Origin of the sequence: Methylobacterium sp. UNCCL125, from assembly GCF_900116795.1 — a bacterium.
Classification (GTDB): domain Bacteria; phylum Pseudomonadota; class Alphaproteobacteria; order Rhizobiales; family Beijerinckiaceae; genus Methylobacterium; species Methylobacterium fujisawaense.
In genome coordinates, this window is sequence record NZ_FPBW01000008.1 from 72,397 (window position 1) to 90,448 (window position 18,052).

At 71.9% G+C, this 18,052-nt stretch carries 16 protein-coding genes; 3 read left to right on the top strand and 13 right to left on the bottom strand.

Going from position 1 to position 18,052, the window contains the following annotated elements:
• Nucleotides 1-46: 46 nt before the first annotated feature.
• The 7 genes from BM396_RS09740 to BM396_RS09770 form a co-directional block, all read right to left on the bottom strand.
• Nucleotides 47-826, bottom strand: a complete 780-nt coding sequence (locus BM396_RS09740; protein WP_081948922.1) for a hypothetical protein — start codon at nt 824-826, stop codon at nt 47-49.
• A gap of 53 nt (nt 827-879) precedes the next feature.
• Entirely contained in the window at nt 880-2,226 is a 1,347-nt protein-coding gene (locus BM396_RS09745; protein WP_043389355.1) for a hypothetical protein, read from the bottom strand.
• 9 nt (nt 2,227-2,235) lie between these two features.
• Entirely contained in the window at nt 2,236-3,660 is a 1,425-nt protein-coding gene (locus tag BM396_RS09750; RefSeq protein WP_043389352.1) for a peptidoglycan-binding protein, read from the bottom strand.
• Nucleotides 3,657-5,018 (bottom strand): hypothetical protein, encoded by a 1,362-nt coding sequence (locus BM396_RS09755; protein WP_043389350.1) that lies wholly within the window; start codon nt 5,016-5,018, stop codon nt 3,657-3,659. The genes BM396_RS09750 and BM396_RS09755 overlap by 4 nt, the downstream gene beginning before the upstream one ends.
• A gap of 22 nt (nt 5,019-5,040) precedes the next feature.
• Nucleotides 5,041-6,996, bottom strand: a complete 1,956-nt coding sequence (locus BM396_RS09760; protein ID WP_091994782.1) for an AAA family ATPase — start codon at nt 6,994-6,996, stop codon at nt 5,041-5,043.
• A gap of 69 nt (nt 6,997-7,065) precedes the next feature.
• The gene (locus BM396_RS09765) at nt 7,066-8,166 is read right to left on the bottom strand and encodes an AAA family ATPase (RefSeq protein ID WP_043355315.1); all 1,101 of its coding nucleotides are present in this window, start codon (nt 8,164-8,166) and stop codon (nt 7,066-7,068) included.
• Nucleotides 8,167-8,169: 3 nt separating this feature from the next.
• On the bottom strand, nt 8,170-8,763 hold the full coding sequence (locus tag BM396_RS09770; RefSeq protein WP_043389344.1) for a hypothetical protein: 594 nt from the start codon (nt 8,761-8,763) through the stop codon (nt 8,170-8,172).
• Nucleotides 8,764-9,037: 274 nt separating this feature from the next.
• Here BM396_RS09770 and BM396_RS09775 point away from each other — a divergent pair, with 274 nt between their 5' ends.
• From BM396_RS09775 to BM396_RS09785, 3 genes are all read left to right on the top strand, one after another.
• On the top strand, nt 9,038-9,670 hold the full coding sequence (locus tag BM396_RS09775; RefSeq protein ID WP_043389341.1) for a LuxR C-terminal-related transcriptional regulator: 633 nt from the start codon (nt 9,038-9,040) through the stop codon (nt 9,668-9,670).
• A 124-nt stretch (nt 9,671-9,794) separates the two neighbouring features.
• Entirely contained in the window at nt 9,795-10,580 is a 786-nt protein-coding gene (locus tag BM396_RS09780) for a hypothetical protein (RefSeq protein ID WP_244538851.1), read from the top strand.
• Between the two features lie 495 nt (nt 10,581-11,075).
• Nucleotides 11,076-12,722 (top strand): hybrid sensor histidine kinase/response regulator, encoded by a 1,647-nt coding sequence (locus BM396_RS09785; protein WP_043389335.1) that lies wholly within the window; start codon nt 11,076-11,078, stop codon nt 12,720-12,722.
• Between the two features lie 31 nt (nt 12,723-12,753).
• Here the strand turns inward: BM396_RS09785 and BM396_RS09790 are convergent, their stop codons facing one another.
• The 6 genes from BM396_RS09790 to urtB all read right to left on the bottom strand — a co-directional run bounded on the left by BM396_RS09790 (nt 12,754) and on the right by urtB (nt 17,934).
• A complete protein-coding gene (locus BM396_RS09790; RefSeq protein ID WP_043389332.1) occupies nt 12,754-13,038 on the bottom strand; it encodes a hypothetical protein in 285 nt (94 codons plus the stop codon).
• A 160-nt stretch (nt 13,039-13,198) separates the two neighbouring features.
• The gene (locus BM396_RS09795) at nt 13,199-13,336 is read right to left on the bottom strand and encodes a hypothetical protein (RefSeq protein ID WP_236952905.1); all 138 of its coding nucleotides are present in this window, start codon (nt 13,334-13,336) and stop codon (nt 13,199-13,201) included.
• Nucleotides 13,337-13,707: 371 nt separating this feature from the next.
• Nucleotides 13,708-14,403, bottom strand: a complete 696-nt coding sequence (urtE, locus tag BM396_RS09800; RefSeq protein ID WP_043389330.1) for an urea ABC transporter ATP-binding subunit UrtE — start codon at nt 14,401-14,403, stop codon at nt 13,708-13,710.
• Nucleotides 14,404-14,405: 2 nt separating this feature from the next.
• Nucleotides 14,406-15,203 (bottom strand): urea ABC transporter ATP-binding protein UrtD, encoded by a 798-nt coding sequence (urtD, locus tag BM396_RS09805; RefSeq protein ID WP_043389328.1) that lies wholly within the window; start codon nt 15,201-15,203, stop codon nt 14,406-14,408.
• The gene (gene urtC / locus BM396_RS09810) at nt 15,200-16,354 is read right to left on the bottom strand and encodes an urea ABC transporter permease subunit UrtC (protein ID WP_043389326.1); all 1,155 of its coding nucleotides are present in this window, start codon (nt 16,352-16,354) and stop codon (nt 15,200-15,202) included. The genes urtD and urtC overlap by 4 nt, the downstream gene beginning before the upstream one ends.
• 5 nt (nt 16,355-16,359) lie before the next feature.
• Nucleotides 16,360-17,934 (bottom strand): urea ABC transporter permease subunit UrtB, encoded by a 1,575-nt coding sequence (gene urtB / locus BM396_RS09815; RefSeq protein ID WP_043389323.1) that lies wholly within the window; start codon nt 17,932-17,934, stop codon nt 16,360-16,362.
• Nucleotides 17,935-18,052: the final 118 nt, after the last annotated feature.

Consider the following 18,052-nt stretch of genomic DNA (forward strand, 5'->3'; position numbering starts at 1 on the left):
GATGGGGGGGGCGGCCTCCGCCGCAGGGCTGACCGTCCGCGGCGCGTCAGAGCTGCGGCGCGGCGGGCGGGCGCGGCGGTGCCAGTTGCTGTGGCGGCAGCGCGGGCGGTGCGGGCGTGCCGGATACGGGCGCTGCGGCCTCTGCAGCCTTCGGGGGCGGCGAAGCCGGTGCCGGCCGGCCGGCCGGGATCGCGCCGCGGACCGCGTCGCGCAGGAAGTCGCCGGTGCTGGCCTCCTGAGGCGCCGGAGCCGGAGCCGCTCGCTCGGCCGGAGCGGCGCGCGCCGTCGGGGCCGGCCGCGAGAGGCCCGCGTCGCGGGGGGCGGGTGCCTGGGACACCGCCGGCGCCCGCCGGCCTTCGCCCTCGGGCACCGTGATCCTGTAGGTGTAGGTCGCCTCCTCGCCGGTGACGAAGGTGACGATCACCGACACCGTGTCCAGGCCGGAGAAATCGGGCCGGGCCGTGTAGTAGAGCGCCCGCGCGTCCCGCTCGACATCCTGGCAGCCGTCCCGCGACGGGGTGCCGTCGGTGTTCCGGCCGAGGACCAGGAATTCGCGCCGCTGCTCGATGCGTCCGCCGCGGGGCGGCGTGACCAGTTCGACCGCGGCTGCCGGAACCGACGGGCAGCCCGGCCGGGTCTCGTGGGTGGCGTAGCCGTCGAGGCGGATCCGCTGTCCGGGGCGCGCGGTCACGCTCGTGGATCCGGCGAGCGCCGGCCCCGCGAGGCAGAGCCCGAGGAGGCCGAGGAGGCCGAAGAGGAAGCCGAAGCCGGGTCGCCCAGGCCGCACGACCCCGGCCGCTCTCGACTTCGGGACGCTGTGTGCCATGGGACTCCTCCTCGGCCTGCGGGACGGGCGGTCGTGGACCGCGGGCGGGACGCTCACTTCGGGTCGGAGCGCTCCAGGACCGGCTTGCCGCCATCGGTGCGGAACCGGACCGCGTAGGTGCTGTTCGTCGACTGGGCGTTGCACGTGATGACCACCGGGCCGCCCATCGGGTTGGGCAACTCGCAGGTGCCCTTCACCTTGATGGTGGACTGGTCGCGCTCGGCGTACATCAGCTCGTCGATGGGCTGGCGCAGGGTGCCACCCGCGACGAGGCCCTTCGCCGAGGCCAGGAACGCCATGGCCTTGCCGTCGGTGGTGCCGAAGATGAACCCGGCCTTCGGGCTCCCGACGACGGAGGTGTTCACCGCACCCGAGGCGCAGAGGGCGGTGAGGTCCTCCCCGTCCATCACCAGGGATTCGCAGCGGCCCTTGAAGGACAGCTTCAGGAACGTGCCCGGCGGCGGGTCCCGCGCCTCCGCGGTGTCGCGGGGCGCGGGCGGTGGAGACGGTGACTGCGACGGCGGCGGCGGCGTGTCGGGCGGGGCCGGAGCCCGCGCTTCGGCGGGCCGATCGCGGGAAGGCGCGGTCCCGCCGTCCCGCCGGTCCCAGCCGCCGCGAGGCTGGCCGGGCTGCCAGACGCAGAGACGGACGCCGTCATTGTCCCAGCAGGGGCCGCTCGGGGACAGGGCGCCGAGGGATTCGGCGGCGCGCAGGCCACCGGACGACCCGTTCCAGAAGGCGGTGGCCTTCAGCGGGTTCTGCGGGTCGCGGACGAGCTGCGCCACGACGTCGAGCTTGCTCCCGGAATAGGAGCGGATCTCGAAGCCGCGGGCACCGGTCTGCCCGGTCTCCGCCCGGAACTGGCAGGCCCCGTCGAGGCGGACATCGCCGGCGACCTCGAGGTAGCAATCGGCGGTCCGCGGCGCGCCGGCCTCGGGCGCCGCCGCGGGAGCCCCGCCGAAGCCGGGGCGGCCCTCGCCGACCTTCCAGGCGCAGACCCGGCTCCGGGACCCGGTCCAGCAGGCGCCCTCCGACGTGACGCCGTCGGCGGGGCCGTCCTCGGGCTTGCCGCCGGGCTCCCGGTTCCAGGTCGCCGTGCCCCGGCCCGGCGCCGTCACCGACACGACCACCCCGTCGCGCAGGTAGCCGTTGTCGTAGGTGGCGAGGCGGAACCCGCCCACGCCGTAGCTGCGCGCATCGGTCAGGAACTCGCAGACCCCGTCGATGACGGTCCTGCCGTCGGCCGCGAAGAAGCAATCGGCCTTGCGGACCTTGATCTGCGCCTGCGCGGCGGCGGGCAGGAGGAGGCCGGCCAACAGGGCGGCGGCGAAGAGGGCGAGGCGGCGCCCGGCCCGAGGGGCCGGGAACCGCGCAGGATTCGAACGGCGGCGGGGGGCCATGGCCGTCTCCTATGGATTGCCGAGGAGGCGGCGGGCCGCCTGGATGGTGCGGTCGTTGCGCTGGTCGACGACGCGGCCCTGGTAGAGATTCCGGTCGGCGAGGCGTTGCTGGAGCGCGGCCCAGAAGCCGACGCCCCATTTGTCCTGCTCGAGGTTCTGCAGGATCTCGGTGGACTTGAGTTCGAGGGCGCGGATCGTCATGTCGGCCGCCTTGCCGGGATCCCGCTGCAGGCCGGCGCCGCCGATATCGAACAGGAACGCCGCCGAGGCCGCCGCGGGGGCGAAGGAGGCCTCGCCCGCGAGGCGCTCCAGATACCGCCGCGCCAAGAGGCCGTCGGGGGCGGTGATCCGCTGCTCCGTGTTCGCCGGCGACAGGAGCAGCGCGTAGAGATACTGCGCCACCGAGACCCCGCTCTCCGCCAGGCTCCTGAGCTTCGCCTCGTCGGCGGCGTTGGTGGTCGCGCTCTTGAACAGCGCCATCAACGCCTCGACGCTCGGCGCGGAGGCGGGCGGTGTCGCGGGCGGCGGCGTGCCCGGCTTTCCGGGGCCGGAATTGCCCGCCCCGGAATTGCCCGCCCCTGGATTGCCGGTCCCCGGATTGGTCTGCGGGCCGGCGGCCCTGCCGGCCAGCGCCTGCACGGCCGCGCGCGTCTGCGGCGTCGCCGACCCGTCGGCGGGGCCCGTGTAGAAGCCGCGCTTCGCGAGATTGCGCTGGATCGCCGCCACGAGGTCGGGGGGCTGGCGGCCGAGCTCGTCCGTGAAGGTGCTGACCGCCAGCGGCAGCTTGGCCGCCACCGTGTCCATGTAGAGATCGGCGGCCTTCTGCGGATCGCGCGGGACGCCGCTCTCGGCATCGGTGTAGCAGCCGGCGATCCAGTAGAGCGTCGACCAGGAATCGAGATAGGCGTTCCGGGCGGCGACCGGGTTCGCGTGGAAGGCCAGCCCGTAGCGGCAGCCCCGCTTGAGATCGTATTGGCCGCGGCCTCTGTTGAGCAGGAGTTCGGTCATGCCGCGCTGGGCCCCGGGGAAGCCGAGGTCGGCGGGCTTCTGGTAGTAGGTCAGGGCCTTGGCGGCGTCGGGCTTGACGGGATTCTTGACGTAGAGCGCGGCCCATTCGGGATTGTAGAGGGCGCCCATGAACGAGCGGGCGCTGACGTCGCCGGCCTCGGCACCCGCCTTGAGCTTCTCGAAGGCGGCCCTGTCGCCGTCCTTGCCGGCCTTGTCGAGCAGATCGAGATAGAGCTTCTCGTTCTCCTTGCTGTCGGCAGGCTTGCCCCACTCGCCCGCGGGCTTCAGCAGCGCGAGGGCGAGTCCGGCCAGGAGCGCGACCGCGGCCTGGGGCAGGACCAGCCAGGCGAGGCGGTAGCGCGCATCCGCGTACCAGAGCGTCGCGTGCGCCCGGAGCCGGTCGGTCCCGATCAAGACGCCGCTCATGACTTGGCTTTCATGTAGGCGCGCAGGGCCGTGATGACCGCCGGATTGCGCGTGTTCTCGACCGGGAGCGTGTAGAAGCCGCGGGTGGTCAGTTCGGCCTGGAGGGCGCCCCAGAACCCGTCGCTCCAGTGCCCCGCCTCGGGGAACAGCAGCCAGAAGGTGATCTGGTCGTCCTTGAGGTCGATGCCCCGCAGGGCGAGGGCCGCGGCCTTCCGGGGATCCTTGGCGACGTTGCCGTAGCCGGAATCGTAGAGCACCGCGGCCTCGCCCGCCGCCATGCCGTGCCCGGCGGCCGCGGCGCGCTCGTAGGCGGCCACGGCGACCTGCGCGTCCGGCGCGAAGACGTCGCCCTTGTTCATCACCGGGTTGAACAGGCGCGCATAGGCGGTGAGCGCGTCCGCGTCCCCGGCATCGGCCCGGCCCTTGAGCTCGGCCAGCTTCCGCCGGTCGCCGGCCCGGGCGGCGGTCGCGAGGGCGATCACCTCCGGATCCGGGCCCTTGGGCGCCATCCGCCGCGGCTCGGGCCGCGGGGTCGCGACCGTGTTGGTGATCCCCGCCTCCACCTGGAGGGCCGTGATGATCCCGGGATTGGGCCGCCCGTCCACGGGGCCGATATAGCGACGCTGCTCGGCCAGATGCCGCTGGAGGCCCGACACCAGGGCGGGGTTCTGCTGGCCGAGATTGTTGATGAAGGCGTCCATCGTCGGCCGGTGCTTGCGCCACAGCACCGCGGTCACCAGCCCCCCGGCCCGGACCGGGTCCTGCGGCAGGCCGCTCTCGGGCTCCACGTAGCAGGTGGCGAGCTTGACGGTGAGCCGCTCCTCGCCGGTGATCGTGCGCTCGAGCGTCTCGGGATCGTCGAACCAGGTCTGGGCGAGGCGGCAGCCGCGCCGGAGGTCGCGGTTGGGGTTGGCCGGATCGAGCAGCACGTCCGCGAGGCGCGCGACCGCCAGGAGGTCGCCGATCGCGGCGCCCGGTCCGTAGAGGGCGGCCGCCCGGGCGAAATCGTTCGGCGCGGGCTTGCTGGGGAAGTAGGCGGCGGTCAGCGGGTCGTAGAGCGTCCCGAGCTTGGTCGCGGCGTCGATCTGGCCCCGGGTGGCCGCGGCGGTCAGCGCGTCGAACGCCGTGCGGTCGCCGTCCTTGCCGGCCCGGTCGCGCAGGGCGCTCAGCTCGGCGATCCGCGCCTTCGAGGCGGTGGCCGGCTGACCCCAGACGCCCTGCGCGGCCAGCGCCATGCACAGGCCCGCCACCGCGCAGGTCACGGCCTGCGGCAGGGCGAGCCAGGCCAGGCGGTAGCGGCGATCGTCGTACCAGAGGGTCGCGTGCGCGCGCAGCCAGTCCTCGCTTGCGATGCTCATGGCCGCGACGGCTCCCGGGCCGTCACGACAATGCGGCGGGGCGCGGGGCGCCGCCGCCGAGCGCCCGCTCGAAATCCACGAGCTCGAACTGGCCGTAATCGCCCAGGGGATCGCTGGCGAGCCGCATCGCCTGGGCCTCGCGCAGGCGCTCCAGGAGGGTGCGCATCGCGCGGGCATTCGCCCAGTCGTGCCGCTGCGCGCGCTGCTCGACCCACGGGATCAGCAGGGTCTCGAAGCGCGGCGGCAGCCGGAAGGATTGCCGCGACGCCATCAGGCGCAGGATCTCGACGAGGTCGTAAGGATCGTAGGCCGGGAATTCGACGGTCTTGGTGAAGCGGCCGGCGAGGCCGGGATTCGTGTCGATGAACCGGGCCATGTCGTCGGTGTAGCCGGCGACGATCACGATGATCCGGTCGCGGTTGTCCTCCATGAACTTGAGGAGGGTGTCGATCGCCTCCTTGCCGAAGTCGCCCCCGCCCCCGCCGCCCTCGGCCAGGGTGTAGGCCTCGTCGATGAACAGGATGCCGTCGAGGGCCTCGCGGCAGCGCTCCAGGGTCTTGGCCGCGGTCTGGCCGACATAGCCCGCCACCAGCCCGGCCCGGTCGACCTCGACCACGTGCCCCTTCCGCAGGACGCCGAGCGCCCGGAAGATGTCGCCCATGATGCGCGCCACCTCGGTCTTGCCGACGCCGGGCGGGCCGGTGAACACCATGTGCTGGCTCACCGCGCCGACCTCGATGCCCTCGGCGCGGCGCCGCGCATCCACCAGCACCCGCGCCACCACGCCCTTCACCTCCACCTTGACCGGCGCGAGCCCGATCATCGCGTCGAGGCGGGCCATGACCTTCCGGGCGGCGTCCATGTCGACCGCGCCGCCGGCCTGGCGGCCGAGGGCCGCGGCGATGTCGGCGGGTTCGAGCCGGTTGATGTCGCCGCCGGGGCTGGCGGCGAGGCGCAGCGCCTGCGCCTGGCGGGCCTTCTCCAGCACCGTCCGCATCTCGCGGGCATTGGCCCAGTCCTCGGCCTTGGACCGGGCGCCGACATAGGCCGCGAGGTCCTTCTCGAACCCCTCCGGCATGACGAAGCCCTGGCCGGCCGCCATGCGCTTCAGGATCTCGGCGAGTTCCGGCGGGCTGTAGGGCGGGAACTCGACGGTCTTGGTGAAGCGGCTGGCGAGCCCCGGATTCGTGTCGATGAACCGGCGCATGTCGTTGGTGTAGCCGGCGACGATCACGATGATCCGGTCGCGGTTGTCCTCCATGAACTTGAGGAGGGTGTCGATCGCCTCCTTGCCGAAGTCGCCCCCGCCCCCGCCGGCGGCGGCCAGGGTGTAGGCCTCGTCGATGAACAGGATGCCGTCGAGGGCCTCGCGGCAGCGCTCCAGGGTCTTGATCGCGGTCTGGCCGGCATAGCCCGCCACCAGCCCGGCCCGGTCGACCTCCACGACGTGGCCCTTGCGCAGCACCTTCAGCGCCTTGAAGACGTTGCCGAGGATCCGGGCGACCTCGGTCTTGCCGACGCCGGGGGGCCCGGTGAACACCATGTGCTGGCTCATGGCCGCCACCGGCAGGTTCTGGGCGCGGCGCTGCTGCTCCACCTGCATCCGGGCGATGACGCCCTTCACCTCCAGCTTCACGGGGTCGAGGCCGACCATGCCGTCGAGGGTCGCGAGCGCGGTGGCCAGGAGGTCCTTCTTCTCCGCGCCCGCGCCGTCGTCCACGAAGCGGATCGGGCGGATCCTGCGGCTCGCCCGGGCCTGGTCCAGGGCGCGCCGCGTCGCCTCGATCCGCGCCGGGATGTAGCTCGCCGCCAGGAGGCCCCCGACGAGGCCGCCGAGGATCAGGCCGTTGCGCAGCAGGGCCGCGGGCGTCGCGGCGAGCGGTCCGAGCAGGTCCGGCCGCAGGGCGACCAGCAGGCCGGTGGCACCCAGCACGATGACCGCGAAGAGCGCGACCGGATGCTTGTCGAGGCGTTCCATGGACGTGACAAACCTTGGTGCTGGCCGTGGTGCTGAACGGGCGCGGGGCGTCCCGCGATCGTCTCGCCGTCAGGCGTCCTCGCCGGTGGCGCGGAGCAGATCGACGATCTCCAGGCGGCGCAGGTCGCCGCCCTGCAGGGCGACCCGGGCGGCCTGGGCCTCGCGGGCCTTCTCCAGGAGGGTCCGCATCTCGCGGGCGTTCGACCAGTCCTCGGCGCGGGACCGCTGCGCGAGCCAGGGGGTGAGCGCCGCCTCGAACCCCTCGGGGAGCGCGAATTGCTGCCGGGCCGCCATGCGCTTCAGGATCTCGCAGAGATCCTTCGGGCTGTAGGGCGGGAATTCGACGGTCTTGGTGAAGCGGCCGGCCAGTCCCGGATTGGTGTCGATGAACCGGCGCATGTCGTTGGTGTAGCCGGCGACGATCACGATGATCCGGTCGCGGTTGTCCTCCATGAACTTGAGGAGGGTGTCGATCGCCTCCTTGCCGAAGTCGCCCCCGCCGCCGCCGCCGGCGGCCAGGGTGTAGGCCTCGTCGATGAACAGGATGCCGTCGAGGGCCTCGTGGCACTTCTCCAGGGTCTTGGCTGCGGTCTGGCCGACATAGCCCGCCACCAGGGCCGCGCGGTCGACCTCCACGAGATGCCCGCGGCGCAGCACCTCGAGGGACCGGTAGATCTCGCCGATCGCCCGGGCGACCTCGGTCTTGCCGACGCCGGGAGGCCCGGTGAACACCATGTGCTGGCTGATCGCCGCCACCGGCAGGCCCTCGGCGCGCCGCCGCTGCTCCAGTTCCAGCCGCGCGATCAGGGCGTTGACCTCGCGCTTGACCGGCGCGAGCCCGACCATGTTCTCCAGATTCGCGATCACGGCCTCGGGAGACCGGGCCTCCACGACCCGGCGCGGCGCCACGATCAGGCGCGGCAGGGCGAGCAGGCCCCCGGCCGGCTGCCCGAGGCCGGCCTCCGCCTTGCGGGCGGCCGTCGCGGTCGCGGCGAGGCCCAGCGCCGCCAGCAGGGCGACGGCGATCCCGATCGCCGCCCTCCACCGCAGCTCCGCTCCGGCGGCGTTCCACCAGGCGACCGGGCCGTAATCGGTGCTCAGCAGGAGCGGCGTGAGGACCGCGACCACGAGGCCGGAGACGACGAAGGGGAGGATGGCGGATTTCGACATCCGTCAGCCTCCGCAGGGCTTGCTGGTGTTCCAGATCACGGGGATCCGCTTGACGCCCGCGGTGGTATCGACCGTCAAACCCGGGGTCAGCTCGACGAACACGTCCTTGGCGGCGCCCTCGATGACGATCTCGCCCTTGCCGGCCTCGTAGGGGGCCGGGAACGGGACCGCGATGTTGATCGGCCCGTCGGTGATGTTGAAGGCCGGCGACAGGTAGTTCCCGGCGCGGATGCGCACCACGCCGCCGGCATCGGCCTTCGTCTTCGACAGGCGCATCAGGCCCAGGGGCGCCCGGCAGGCCTTGGCTTCGGCGACGATCTTGTCCTTCTCGTCGGCGGGCAGGGTTTCGGCGGCCTTGTCGATCTGGCCCGTCTTGACGAGGTTCAGGGCCGGCCGCTCGGCCGTCCCGGCGGTCTCGCCGCCGCCCGAGAGCAGCACGCCCGCGACGGCGCCCGCTGCCACCAGCCCGCCCACGATCGCGATGAGGCTCGGCGACAGGGCCGGCTTGGCGGATGCCGCCGGGCTCGGGGCCGCGTGGGGACCGGACAGCCTGTCCTGAGCCTGCCGCTCAGCATTCTGGCGCTCGACTTCCGACATCCAGCAGGCCCCCGAACATGGAACGACGTAATTCGTGCGCCGCATCGGCACGCACGACAGGACAAACAGCCTTGATGTTTTTGGAAAGATTCAAAAGAACCGGCGGCCGATGCCTGTCATCATGACGGGCTGACTTCTAGGCATGCGGAAAAAACCGGTCTACTAGTGTATCTGACCTATCGTCGCACCCTTGACAGGGCCTGGATTTCATCCGGCATGGCCCTGTGCTGGGGACGTCGTGGGGAAAGATTCCGATGCTGCGATCGGGAGTGGAATGAACGGCTCCGCGCGCGAGACCCTCATCGTCGCCGACGATCATCCGCTGTTCCGCGAGGGCATGCGGCGCATCACCGAACGGCTCTATCCCCAGGCCCTCGTCCGGGAGGCCGCCACGATGGAGCAGGTCCTGGCAATGGCCCGCACCGGGCCGCCGCCCCGGGCGTTCTTCCTCGACCTTCTGTTCCCCGGCCTCGATCCCCGGCACTCCATCGGAGCGCTGCGCGTCGAGTTCGAGCGGGCCTCGATCGTCGTCGTGTCGATGACCGACGACGAGGGCCTGATCCGGACCGTCATGGCCGAGGGCGCCGACGGCTTCATCGGCAAGGCGTTGCCGGCAGCGGAGATCGCCCAGGCGATCGCGGCGATTCGCGACGGGGAGTTCGTGATCCGGCGAAGCCCCGTCTCGGGCCTCGCCCTACCGCGCGGACCGCTCCCGCCCCTGACGCAGCGCCAGCGCGACGTGCTGCGCCTCGTCGCCCGGGGGCACACCAACAAGGAGATCGCCCGGGAACTGGACATCTCGCCCTTCACCGTCCGCATCCACGTCTCGGCGCTCCTGCGGGCCCTCGACGTCACCTCCCGTTCCGCGGCGGCCGCGAAAGCCGCTACGGCCGGTGTCGGTGAATGAGGGGGGCGGGGCGGCGGCTGCGGCGCGTCCGATCGTACACCTGTCCGAATGTCGCCGTCGCGGACCCCGTGGCAAGGGCCGGGGCATGAGGCGATCGAGACACGGGGTCGGACGTGCGGCCCGCATGCGGCGTCTGGCGGGTCTGGGCCTGGCGGGGCTGTCCGGACTGGCCGCCCGGCCCGCTGCGGCCGATCCCGACCTCGCCATGCTGCCGCATGCCACGGTGCTGGCGGCGATCTGCGGGCGGCCCGCCGACAAGGAAGCCGAGACCTGCCGGATGAAGGACGGCCGCACGGCGGAGTTCTGGACCGCCGCGATGTTCTCCACCGAGACCGGGAGCTGGTTCACCGGGTTCGTCACGATGCCGGCGCCGGGTGAGGATGCCGCCGCGCCCAACCGGCGGAGCGTCGCGGCCGCCACCTACGCCCTCAAGGACATGCGCTGGCGTCTCGCGGGGGTGCAGACCCTGTCCGGGCGGATCGGGGCCGGAAACCGCAACGGCAGCGCCCCGGCGGTGGACGAGCAGCGAGGCGCGGTGTTCAAGCCGCTGAGCCGGGGGCGCCTCCTGATGGGCCTGCGCCTTGCGGCTTCCGGTGCGGCCGGGGCCCGCGACTTCTCCTTCCTCCTCCTGCAGTTCTACGGGGCGCCGACGCGTTGGGTGCTGGCGGGTGAGGTTTCGGCCGGCTCGGACGGCTCGGCCGCCTGCGTCGAGGAGGAGCCCTGCCGGATGGGCACGAGCGAGGGCCGGCTGGAGATCCGGCCGGAGGATCCCCGCGATCCCGCCGCGTGGCCCCCGGTCCGGGTCACCCTCAGCGGCACCGTGCTGGGCGCGGACGGCAGCCTGCGTCCGGCCACGGACCGGGATGCCCGCCTCTATCGATTCGACCCGGCCACCGGCACCTACCGCTGAGGCCGGCCACCCGGCCGGCCTCCCGGAGGGCCACCCGCCACGCCACGGGGTGCCGGTCGCCGGGAGCACTCGGCCGTGGAGCGAGACTATTTTTGCAGTGTCGTAAACAAGATCACACTGAATATTTTCCAAATCGATGTTGTTGCGATGATCGGACTGGGCTGTGCCGAGGACTTTCGAGGATTGTCGAGGATTGTATAGCCGCCCGGCGCCCGGAAATGCCGTCCGCGTCGCCCGATCGCCCCTTCTTTTTACCCCTGGTAGTGCTGCTCACCCTCAGGTAGGCTTGAGAGATCTGTCCTCGGTCGGCGACGGTTGCGGCCGTTGCCCGGGTCCGGGCGGTGATACGGCTGGGCAGTTCGCACGATGACGCGACAGCAGGATACCGGGGCCGGCAGGAGGGGGGGCGGGCCGTATGCCGGAGGCGCAGCCCCCGTGAAGTCCCGGGACGGCGTCGGGGCCGTGCCGTTCGCTTCCGGCCCGGCCTGATCGCCGATGTTCCAGCCGCGCCGCCAGCGGGACGAGGCGTACGACAACGAGAAGGCGCAGGCCCTCATCCGAGCCGTCGTCATCGGCTGCGCCTGCCTGTATCTCCTGCCCCAGATCTACGGTGGCATCGCCCCGCCGGAAGCCCGGTTCGTCGCCTATCTCGTGACCGGCCATTGGGTCTTCGCCGTCGCGCTGTACGGCTGGATCGCCCGGCATCCCGGCAGCAACACGCCGCGCCGCGTCGTCACCTTCGCCCTCGATCTCGGCGGAATGACCTACGCGATGGCCGTGGGCGGCGCGCCGTTCCTGCCGCTCTACGCGATCGTCATCCGGCTGATCGTCGGCAACGGCCTGCGCTACGGGGGCACCTCCCTGAAGGCGTCAACGGCCGCTGCCCTGGTCTCGCTCGCGGTCACGACGTATTTCAACGCGTACTGGCGCGGCAATCCGTTTCTCGTCCTGACGCTGGCGGCCATCACCGTCCTCGTGCCGACCTACATCTACAGCCTCCTGGAGCGTCTGCGCCGCGCCTATGAGCGCGAGCAGGAGGCGAACCTGTCCAAGTCGCGCTTCCTGGCTCAGGCGAGCCACGATCTGCGCCAGCCGATCCATGCCATCAGCCTGTTCACCGCCTGCCTGCGGGACGCCGCGCTGGGTCGGGAGGAACTGCAGATGGTCGAGAACATCGACCGGTCGCTGCAGAGCGTCTCGCGCCTGTTCAAGTCGCTTCTGGATATCTCGACCCTCGACAGCGGCCGGGTGGTGCCCCGCCCCGAGCCTGTCCCGATCAACGACATCCTCGACGACGTGTGGCGCCAGAATTCGGAGGCCGCCCAGCTTGCCGGGACGGTCCTGCGCCGCCGTGCCTGCGCCAGCGTCGTGGACACCGACCGGGCGCTGCTCACGACGATGCTGCAGAACGTCGTCAACAACGCGATCAAGTACGCGCCCGGCCGGCCGATCCTGATCGCGTGCCGGCGGCGGGGCGGTCGGCTCGCCATCCAGGTCTACGATCGCGGCCCGGGAATCCCGGCCGAGCATCAGGACAGGGTCTTCGACGAATTCTACCAGATCCGCCGCCGCGGCGACCGGGACGTCGAGGGCGTGGGCCTGGGCCTGCCGATCGTCCGGCGGCTCGGCGCGCTGCTGGACCTGGCGGTGACCCTGCGCTCGGTGCCGGGGCGCGGAACCTGCGTGACCATCGGCGACCTCCCCCTCGCCGAGGCTCCGGTGCCCGCGGCCCCGCGCGACGCCCTCGACCCGCCGGCGACGATCGGCGGGCTGCGCGTGCTGCTGGTGGAGGATGACGGCGCCGTCCTGCGGGCGACGGCCAGCCTGCTGCGCAAATGGGGATGCCGCGTTCAGGCCGAGGCTGGGATCCCCGCTGCGCTGCCCGAGATCGACCTTCTCATCACCGACTTCGAACTCGGGAGCGGCGTGACGGGAACGGAGTGCATCGCGGCGGTCCGCGGCCTGGCGGGCCGTGCGCTGCCGGCGGTGGTGATGAGCGGCCATGACGAGGCGCGCGTGCGCGAGGATCTGGGCGCACCGGACATCCCGATCCTCTCGAAGCCGGTTCGGCCGGCCGAGCTGCGCTCCGTCCTCATCGCCGCCAGCATCAGGCTGCGCCCGCGGCCGGTGCCGGTCGCGTGAGGCCGGCGCGCATGCGGTCGCGGATTTCCCCTTACCGGGCCAGATCGCGCCGGTCCTTGCCGGTACCCTTGCCGGGACGCTCCGTCCCCTCCCCGCCGGCCTGAGGGTCGATCATCGCCTTCAGCAGCGCGTCCCGGGTGAGGCCGTGCTCGGTGGCGATCTGCGAGACGATCCGGAGCGCCTGGGCGGCGGGGGAGCGGTCGGTCACCGGCAGCCGTGCGAAGGCCTGGCTGACGCGCGTGCCCGCCACGTATCCGATGACGATCCCGACGATCACGCCGCAGGCTCCGGCCAGGATCAGGACGCCGATCTTCATGAGTCACCCGTCAGCGGTTGCGAGGCTGGCGCCTTCTGACCCTCCTGCGCGGGTGCTTTCAAGCCGGACCGTGCCGGCCCGGCAGCCGGCGGGACGCCCGCGTCGCGCGGAGCCCGATTCTCACAGGCGGGCGATGGCGTGACCGAATCGGTCGCCGCCGTCAGCCCTGCTCCGCGCGGTCCGCACCGTCGCGCGATTCGGCCTCTCGGCGGGCCGCGCGGGCCTGGGCGATGAGGTCGATGGCCGTCAGCGCGGCGTTCGCCCCCGTGCCGCCGGCCAGCAGCAGACCCGGCGGCATCGTCCGGATCTGGGGGCGGCCGCTACGACCGCCGCGGCGTCCGGTTCTTCGATCGGTCGCGTTCGTCATGAGGCCCCACCGCCTGTCAGCGCGGACCGGTCTGCGGACGCGGCCTTGGTAGGGAGATGGTGACCAGCTCGCCGGTGATCGGATCCAGGATCGTCATGGGCGCCCCCGTGGTTGGCCCCCATGGCGAACCCAAATTGTGGTTTAACCTTGGCCGAACGAGGCGGTGAACACAGATTTCGTGACCGATGTTCCGGTTGCCCATCGTCTGATTGCTGAACATCCGTCCAAATAATCGGATCGGAGGGCCGGATTCCCAAGTGCCTCCGGCGCAGCACCGGCAGGGGCGCGGCGACCGGCGCGCCCTACACCGACATCCACCGGAGCACGTCGGCCTCGACCATCCCGGCCCGGGGGCCGGCGAGCACCACCTGCCCGCGATCCATCACCGCGTAGGAATCGCAGAGGTCGCGCGCCCACGCGAAATACTGCTCGACCAGCACGATCGCCATCTCGCCCCTGGACCGGAGATAGGTGATCGCCCGGCCGATATCCTTGATGATCGAGGGCTGGATGCCCTCCGTGGGCTCGTCGAGCACGAGGAGCTTCGGCCGGGTCACCAGCGCCCGGGCGATGGCGAGCTGCTGCTGCTGGCCCCCCGAGAGATCGCCGCCGCGCCGGTGCAGCATGTCCTTGAGCACCGGGAACAGGTCGTAGATCTCCCCCGGGATGTGGCGGTCGCGGCGCTTCAGCGGCGCGAAGCCGGTCTCCAGGTTCTCCTTGACGGTGAGCAGCGGGAAGATCTCGCGGCCCTGGGGCACGAAGGCGATCCCGGCCCGCGCCCGGTCGTAGGGGGCGAGGTTCTGAATGGGACGGCCGTCGAGCCGGATCGCGCCGGAGCGCACCGGCTGCTGGCCGACGATCGCCCGCATGAGCGAAGTCTTGCCCACGCCGTTGCGGCCGAGCACCGTCGTCACCTGCCCGGCCTCGGCCGTCAGGGAGACGCCGCGGAGCGCCTGGGCGGCGCCGTAATAGAGATCGATGCCTTCGACACTGAGCATGGTCATCGTCCCAGATAGACTTCGACCACCCGCGGGTCGGCCGAGACCGCGTCGATCGAGCCCTCGGCCAGCACCGCGCCCTCGTGCAGGCAGGTGACCCGGCAGCCGAGGTCGCGGACGAAGTGCATGTCGTGCTCCACCACGAGGACGGCGTGCTCGCCCGCGATCCGCCGGAGCAGCCGGGCGGTCTCGGCGGTCTCAGCGTCGGTCATGCCGGCCACAGGCTCGTCGACCAGCAGGAGCTTGGGGGCCTGGGCGAGGAGCATGCCGATCTCCAGCCACTGCTTCTGGCCGTGGCTGAGATCGGCGGCCGGGCGGCCCCGGTGGGCCAGCAGGCCGACGGTCTCCAAGAGGGCGTCGATCCGCGCGGCCTCCACCCGGTTGCGCCAGCCGAACAGGGAGGCGAAGGCCGCGCGGGGGCCTTTGAGGGCGAGGAGGATGTTGTCGGCGACCGTGTGGCTCTCGAACACGGTCGGTTTCTGGAACTTGCGGCCGATGCCGAGGTCGGCGATCGCCGGCTCGTCGCTCCTGAGCAGGTCGTGGGTGCCGTCGAACAGCGCGATGCCGCTGTCCGGCCGGGTCTTGCCGGTGATGCAGTCCATCATGGTGGTCTTGCCGGCGCCGTTCGGCCCGATGATCGCCCGCAACTCGCCCCGGGCCAGGGTCAGCGACAGGCCGCGCAGGGCCTTGTAGCCGTCGAAGGTGACCCGCAGGTCGTCGAGGTAGAGGAGCGCGTCCGTCTCCCGCTTCCGGTTGGCGGGGCCCCGGGCGTCCGGGCGCTCAACGAGGTCGGTGCTCACGAGCCCTGCCCTTCTTCAAGGAGTTTCGGGGCGATGTCGGGCTCCGGCGGCAGCGTGGCGGCGGCGCGCCGGGAGCCGAGACGCTCGATCGCGGTGCCGACGAGGCCGCGCGGCAAGAACAGCGTCACGACCACGAACAGGCCGCCGAGCGCGAACAGCCACGCGTCTGGCATCGCGCCGGTGAGCACGGTCTTGGCGTAGTTGACCAGCACGGCGCCCAGCGCCGCGCCGACCAGGGTGCCGCGCCCGCCCACCGCCACCCAGATCACCGTCTCGATGGAGTTGGTGGGGGCGAACTCCCCCGGGTTGATGATGCCGACCTGCGGCACGTAGAGGGCGCCGGCGACGCCCGCCATCATGGCCGAGACCGTGAAGGCCAGCGTCTTGAAGTGCTCCGGCCGGTAGCCGAGGAAGCGCGTGCGGCTCTCGGCATCGCGCACGGCGATCAGGATCTTTCCATACGCCGAGACCGTCATGACCCGGGCGATCAGATAGCCCGAAGCCAAGGCCAAGCCGGTCGCCACGAAGATGCCGACGCGGAAATTCTGGGACTGGACGGAAAATCCCAGAAGATCCTTGAAGTCCGTGAGGCCGTTGTTGCCGCCGAGGCCCATGTCGTTGCGGAAGAAGGCGAGCATCAGCGCGTAGGTCAGCGCCTGGGTGATGATCGACAGGTAGACGCCCGTGACCCGCGACCGGAAGGCGAGCCAGCCGAACACGAAGGCGAGCAGCCCCGGCACCAGCAGCACCATCAGGGCCGCGAAGGCGAAGTGGTCGAAGCCCAGCCAGTACCAGGGCAGGGCCTTGTAGTTCAGGAACACCATGAAGTCGGGCAGGACCGGGTTGCCGTAGACGCCCCGGGAGCCGATCTGGCGCATCAGGTACATGCCCATCGCGTAGCCGCCCAGCGCGAAGAACGCCCCGTGGCCGAGCGAGAGGATGCCGCAATAGCCCCAGACGAGGTCGAGGCTCACCGCGAGCAGCGCGTAGGCGAGGTACTTGCCGAACAGCGAGACGAGGTAGGTCGGCAGGTGCAGGCCGGAGCCCTCCGGCACCGCGAGGTTCAGCACCGGCACGGCGCCGCAGAAGGCGGCCAGGACGGCGAGGAAGATCCAGCCCTTCAGGTCGATGAGAGGGGGGCGGGACGGCATGGGGCTCACGATTCCACCGCCCGGCCCTTGAGCGCGAACAGGCCGCGCGGGCGCTTCTGGATGAACAGGATGATGAAGACCAGGAGGCCGATCTTGGCGAGCACCGCGCCGACATACGGCTCGGCGAGCTTGTTGACGACGCCGAGTGTCAGCGCCGCCACCAGCGTCCCCCAGAGGTTGCCGACGCCGCCGAACACGACCACGAGGAACGAGTCGATGATGTAGCCCTGGCCGAGATTGGGCGAGACGTTGTCGATCTGCGACAGCGCCACCCCGGCGATGCCGGCGATGCCGGAGCCGAGCCCGAAGGTCAGGGCATCGACGTAGGGCGTGCGGATGCCCATGGCGGCGGCCATGCGCCGGTTCTGGGTGACCGCCCGGGTCTTCAGGCCGAACGACGTTTTTCTGAGCACGAACAGCAGGCCCAGGAACACGGCCAGCGCGAACGCGATGATCCACATCCGGCCCCAGGTGATCGACAGGCCGTAGAAATCGAAGGCGCCGCTCATGAAGGCGGGGGCGCCGACCTCGCGGTTGGTCGGGCCGAAGATCGAGCGCACGCCCTGCTGGAGCGCGAGGCTGACCCCGAAGGTGGCGAGCAGCGTCTCCAGCGGGCGCCCGTAGAGGAAGCGGATGATGAACCGCTCGATCAGCACGCCGACGAGGCCGGCGACCAGGAACGCGCAGGGGATGCTGATCGCCAGCGACCAGCCGAACAGGGACGGCGCCTGGGTGCGGATCAGCTCCTGCACGCCATAGGTCGTGTAGGCGCCGAGCATCACCATCTCGCCGTGGGCCATGTTGATCACGCCCATCACCCCGAAGGTGATGGCGAGTCCGATGGCGGCGAGCAGCAGGACCGAGCCCAGCGAGATCCCGTACCAGACGTTCTGGAGGGCCCCGAGGATCGCGAGCCGCGTCTCGATCGCCGCGATGCCCCGGGCGGCGGCATTGCGCACCGCCTCGCTCGGATCCGCCGCCAGACCGCGCAGGATGCCCATCGCGTCGCCATCGCCCCGGGCCTGGATGGCGGGAATTGCGGCAATCCGGTCGGTCTCCGCGGTGCCGGGCCTGGCGAGCAGCACGGCGGCGCGGGCCTCGGTCAGCGCCTGCCGGACGGGCGCGCTGGTCTCGCGCGCCAGGGCGGCGTCGAGGGCCGGCAGGGCCGCCGCGTCCCTTGCCTTGAACACCGCGTCGGCGGCGATGCGCCGCTTTCCCGGATCGGGGCTCGCGAGGTCGAGCTGCCCGCGGGCGGCCTCGATCGCCCGGCGGACCCGGTTGTTGGCGCGCACGGGTTTGAGGTCGGGACTGTCGGCGGCGGCGGCGCCGGTCCGGGCGTCGACCAGAGTGCCGCCCTGCCGGATCAGCAGGGTCCTGTCGGCGGGGCGCACCAGCAGCCGTCCGTCCGACAGGGCCGACAGGATCGCGTCCGCGCGCGGGTTGCCGCTGGCGGCGAGGCCGGAGACGCCCGCCTCGATCTCGGCGTAGCCGTCCCCGGCGAGCTGGCCGTAGGGATCGGGCGCCTGGGCCAGCGCGGGGGCGGCCAGCAGCAGGACGAGGAGGGTGAGGAGACGGAGCATCGAGACTTTCGTTGCGCCTGGGAAGCGGGACGGGGACGCGTGCGGCACCTGAGTTCGCCAACGGGCGGCCGCGGTCTGCACGGATCGGTCGATGCGAGGCGCGACAGGCCCCCTCTCC

Excerpts from the sequence above, each read along its gene's own strand:
- BM396_RS09740 (WP_081948922.1), bottom strand. The coding sequence starts at position 826 with ATGGCACACAGCGTCCCGAAGTCGAGAGCGGCCGGGGTCGTGCGGCCT.
- BM396_RS09745 (WP_043389355.1), bottom strand. The coding sequence starts at position 2,226 with ATGGCCCCCCGCCGCCGTTCGAATCCTGCGCGGTTCCCGGCCCCTCGG.
- BM396_RS09750 (WP_043389352.1), bottom strand. The coding sequence starts at position 3,660 with ATGAGCGGCGTCTTGATCGGGACCGACCGGCTCCGGGCGCACGCGACG.
- BM396_RS09755 (WP_043389350.1), bottom strand. The coding sequence starts at position 5,018 with ATGAGCATCGCAAGCGAGGACTGGCTGCGCGCGCACGCGACCCTCTGG.
- BM396_RS09760 (WP_091994782.1), bottom strand. The coding sequence starts at position 6,996 with ATGGAACGCCTCGACAAGCATCCGGTCGCGCTCTTCGCGGTCATCGTG.
- BM396_RS09765 (WP_043355315.1), bottom strand. The coding sequence starts at position 8,166 with ATGTCGAAATCCGCCATCCTCCCCTTCGTCGTCTCCGGCCTCGTGGTC.
- BM396_RS09770 (WP_043389344.1), bottom strand. The coding sequence starts at position 8,763 with ATGTCGGAAGTCGAGCGCCAGAATGCTGAGCGGCAGGCTCAGGACAGG.
- BM396_RS09775 (WP_043389341.1), top strand. The coding sequence starts at position 9,038 with ATGAACGGCTCCGCGCGCGAGACCCTCATCGTCGCCGACGATCATCCG.
- BM396_RS09780 (WP_244538851.1), top strand. The coding sequence starts at position 9,795 with ATGCGGCGTCTGGCGGGTCTGGGCCTGGCGGGGCTGTCCGGACTGGCC.
- BM396_RS09785 (WP_043389335.1), top strand. The coding sequence starts at position 11,076 with ATGTTCCAGCCGCGCCGCCAGCGGGACGAGGCGTACGACAACGAGAAG.
- BM396_RS09790 (WP_043389332.1), bottom strand. The coding sequence starts at position 13,038 with ATGAAGATCGGCGTCCTGATCCTGGCCGGAGCCTGCGGCGTGATCGTC.
- BM396_RS09795 (WP_236952905.1), bottom strand. The coding sequence starts at position 13,336 with ATGCCGCCGGGTCTGCTGCTGGCCGGCGGCACGGGGGCGAACGCCGCG.
- urtE (WP_043389330.1), bottom strand. The coding sequence starts at position 14,403 with ATGCTCAGTGTCGAAGGCATCGATCTCTATTACGGCGCCGCCCAGGCG.
- urtC (WP_043389326.1), bottom strand. The coding sequence starts at position 16,354 with ATGCCGTCCCGCCCCCCTCTCATCGACCTGAAGGGCTGGATCTTCCTC.
- urtB (WP_043389323.1), bottom strand. The coding sequence starts at position 17,934 with ATGCTCCGTCTCCTCACCCTCCTCGTCCTGCTGCTGGCCGCCCCCGCG.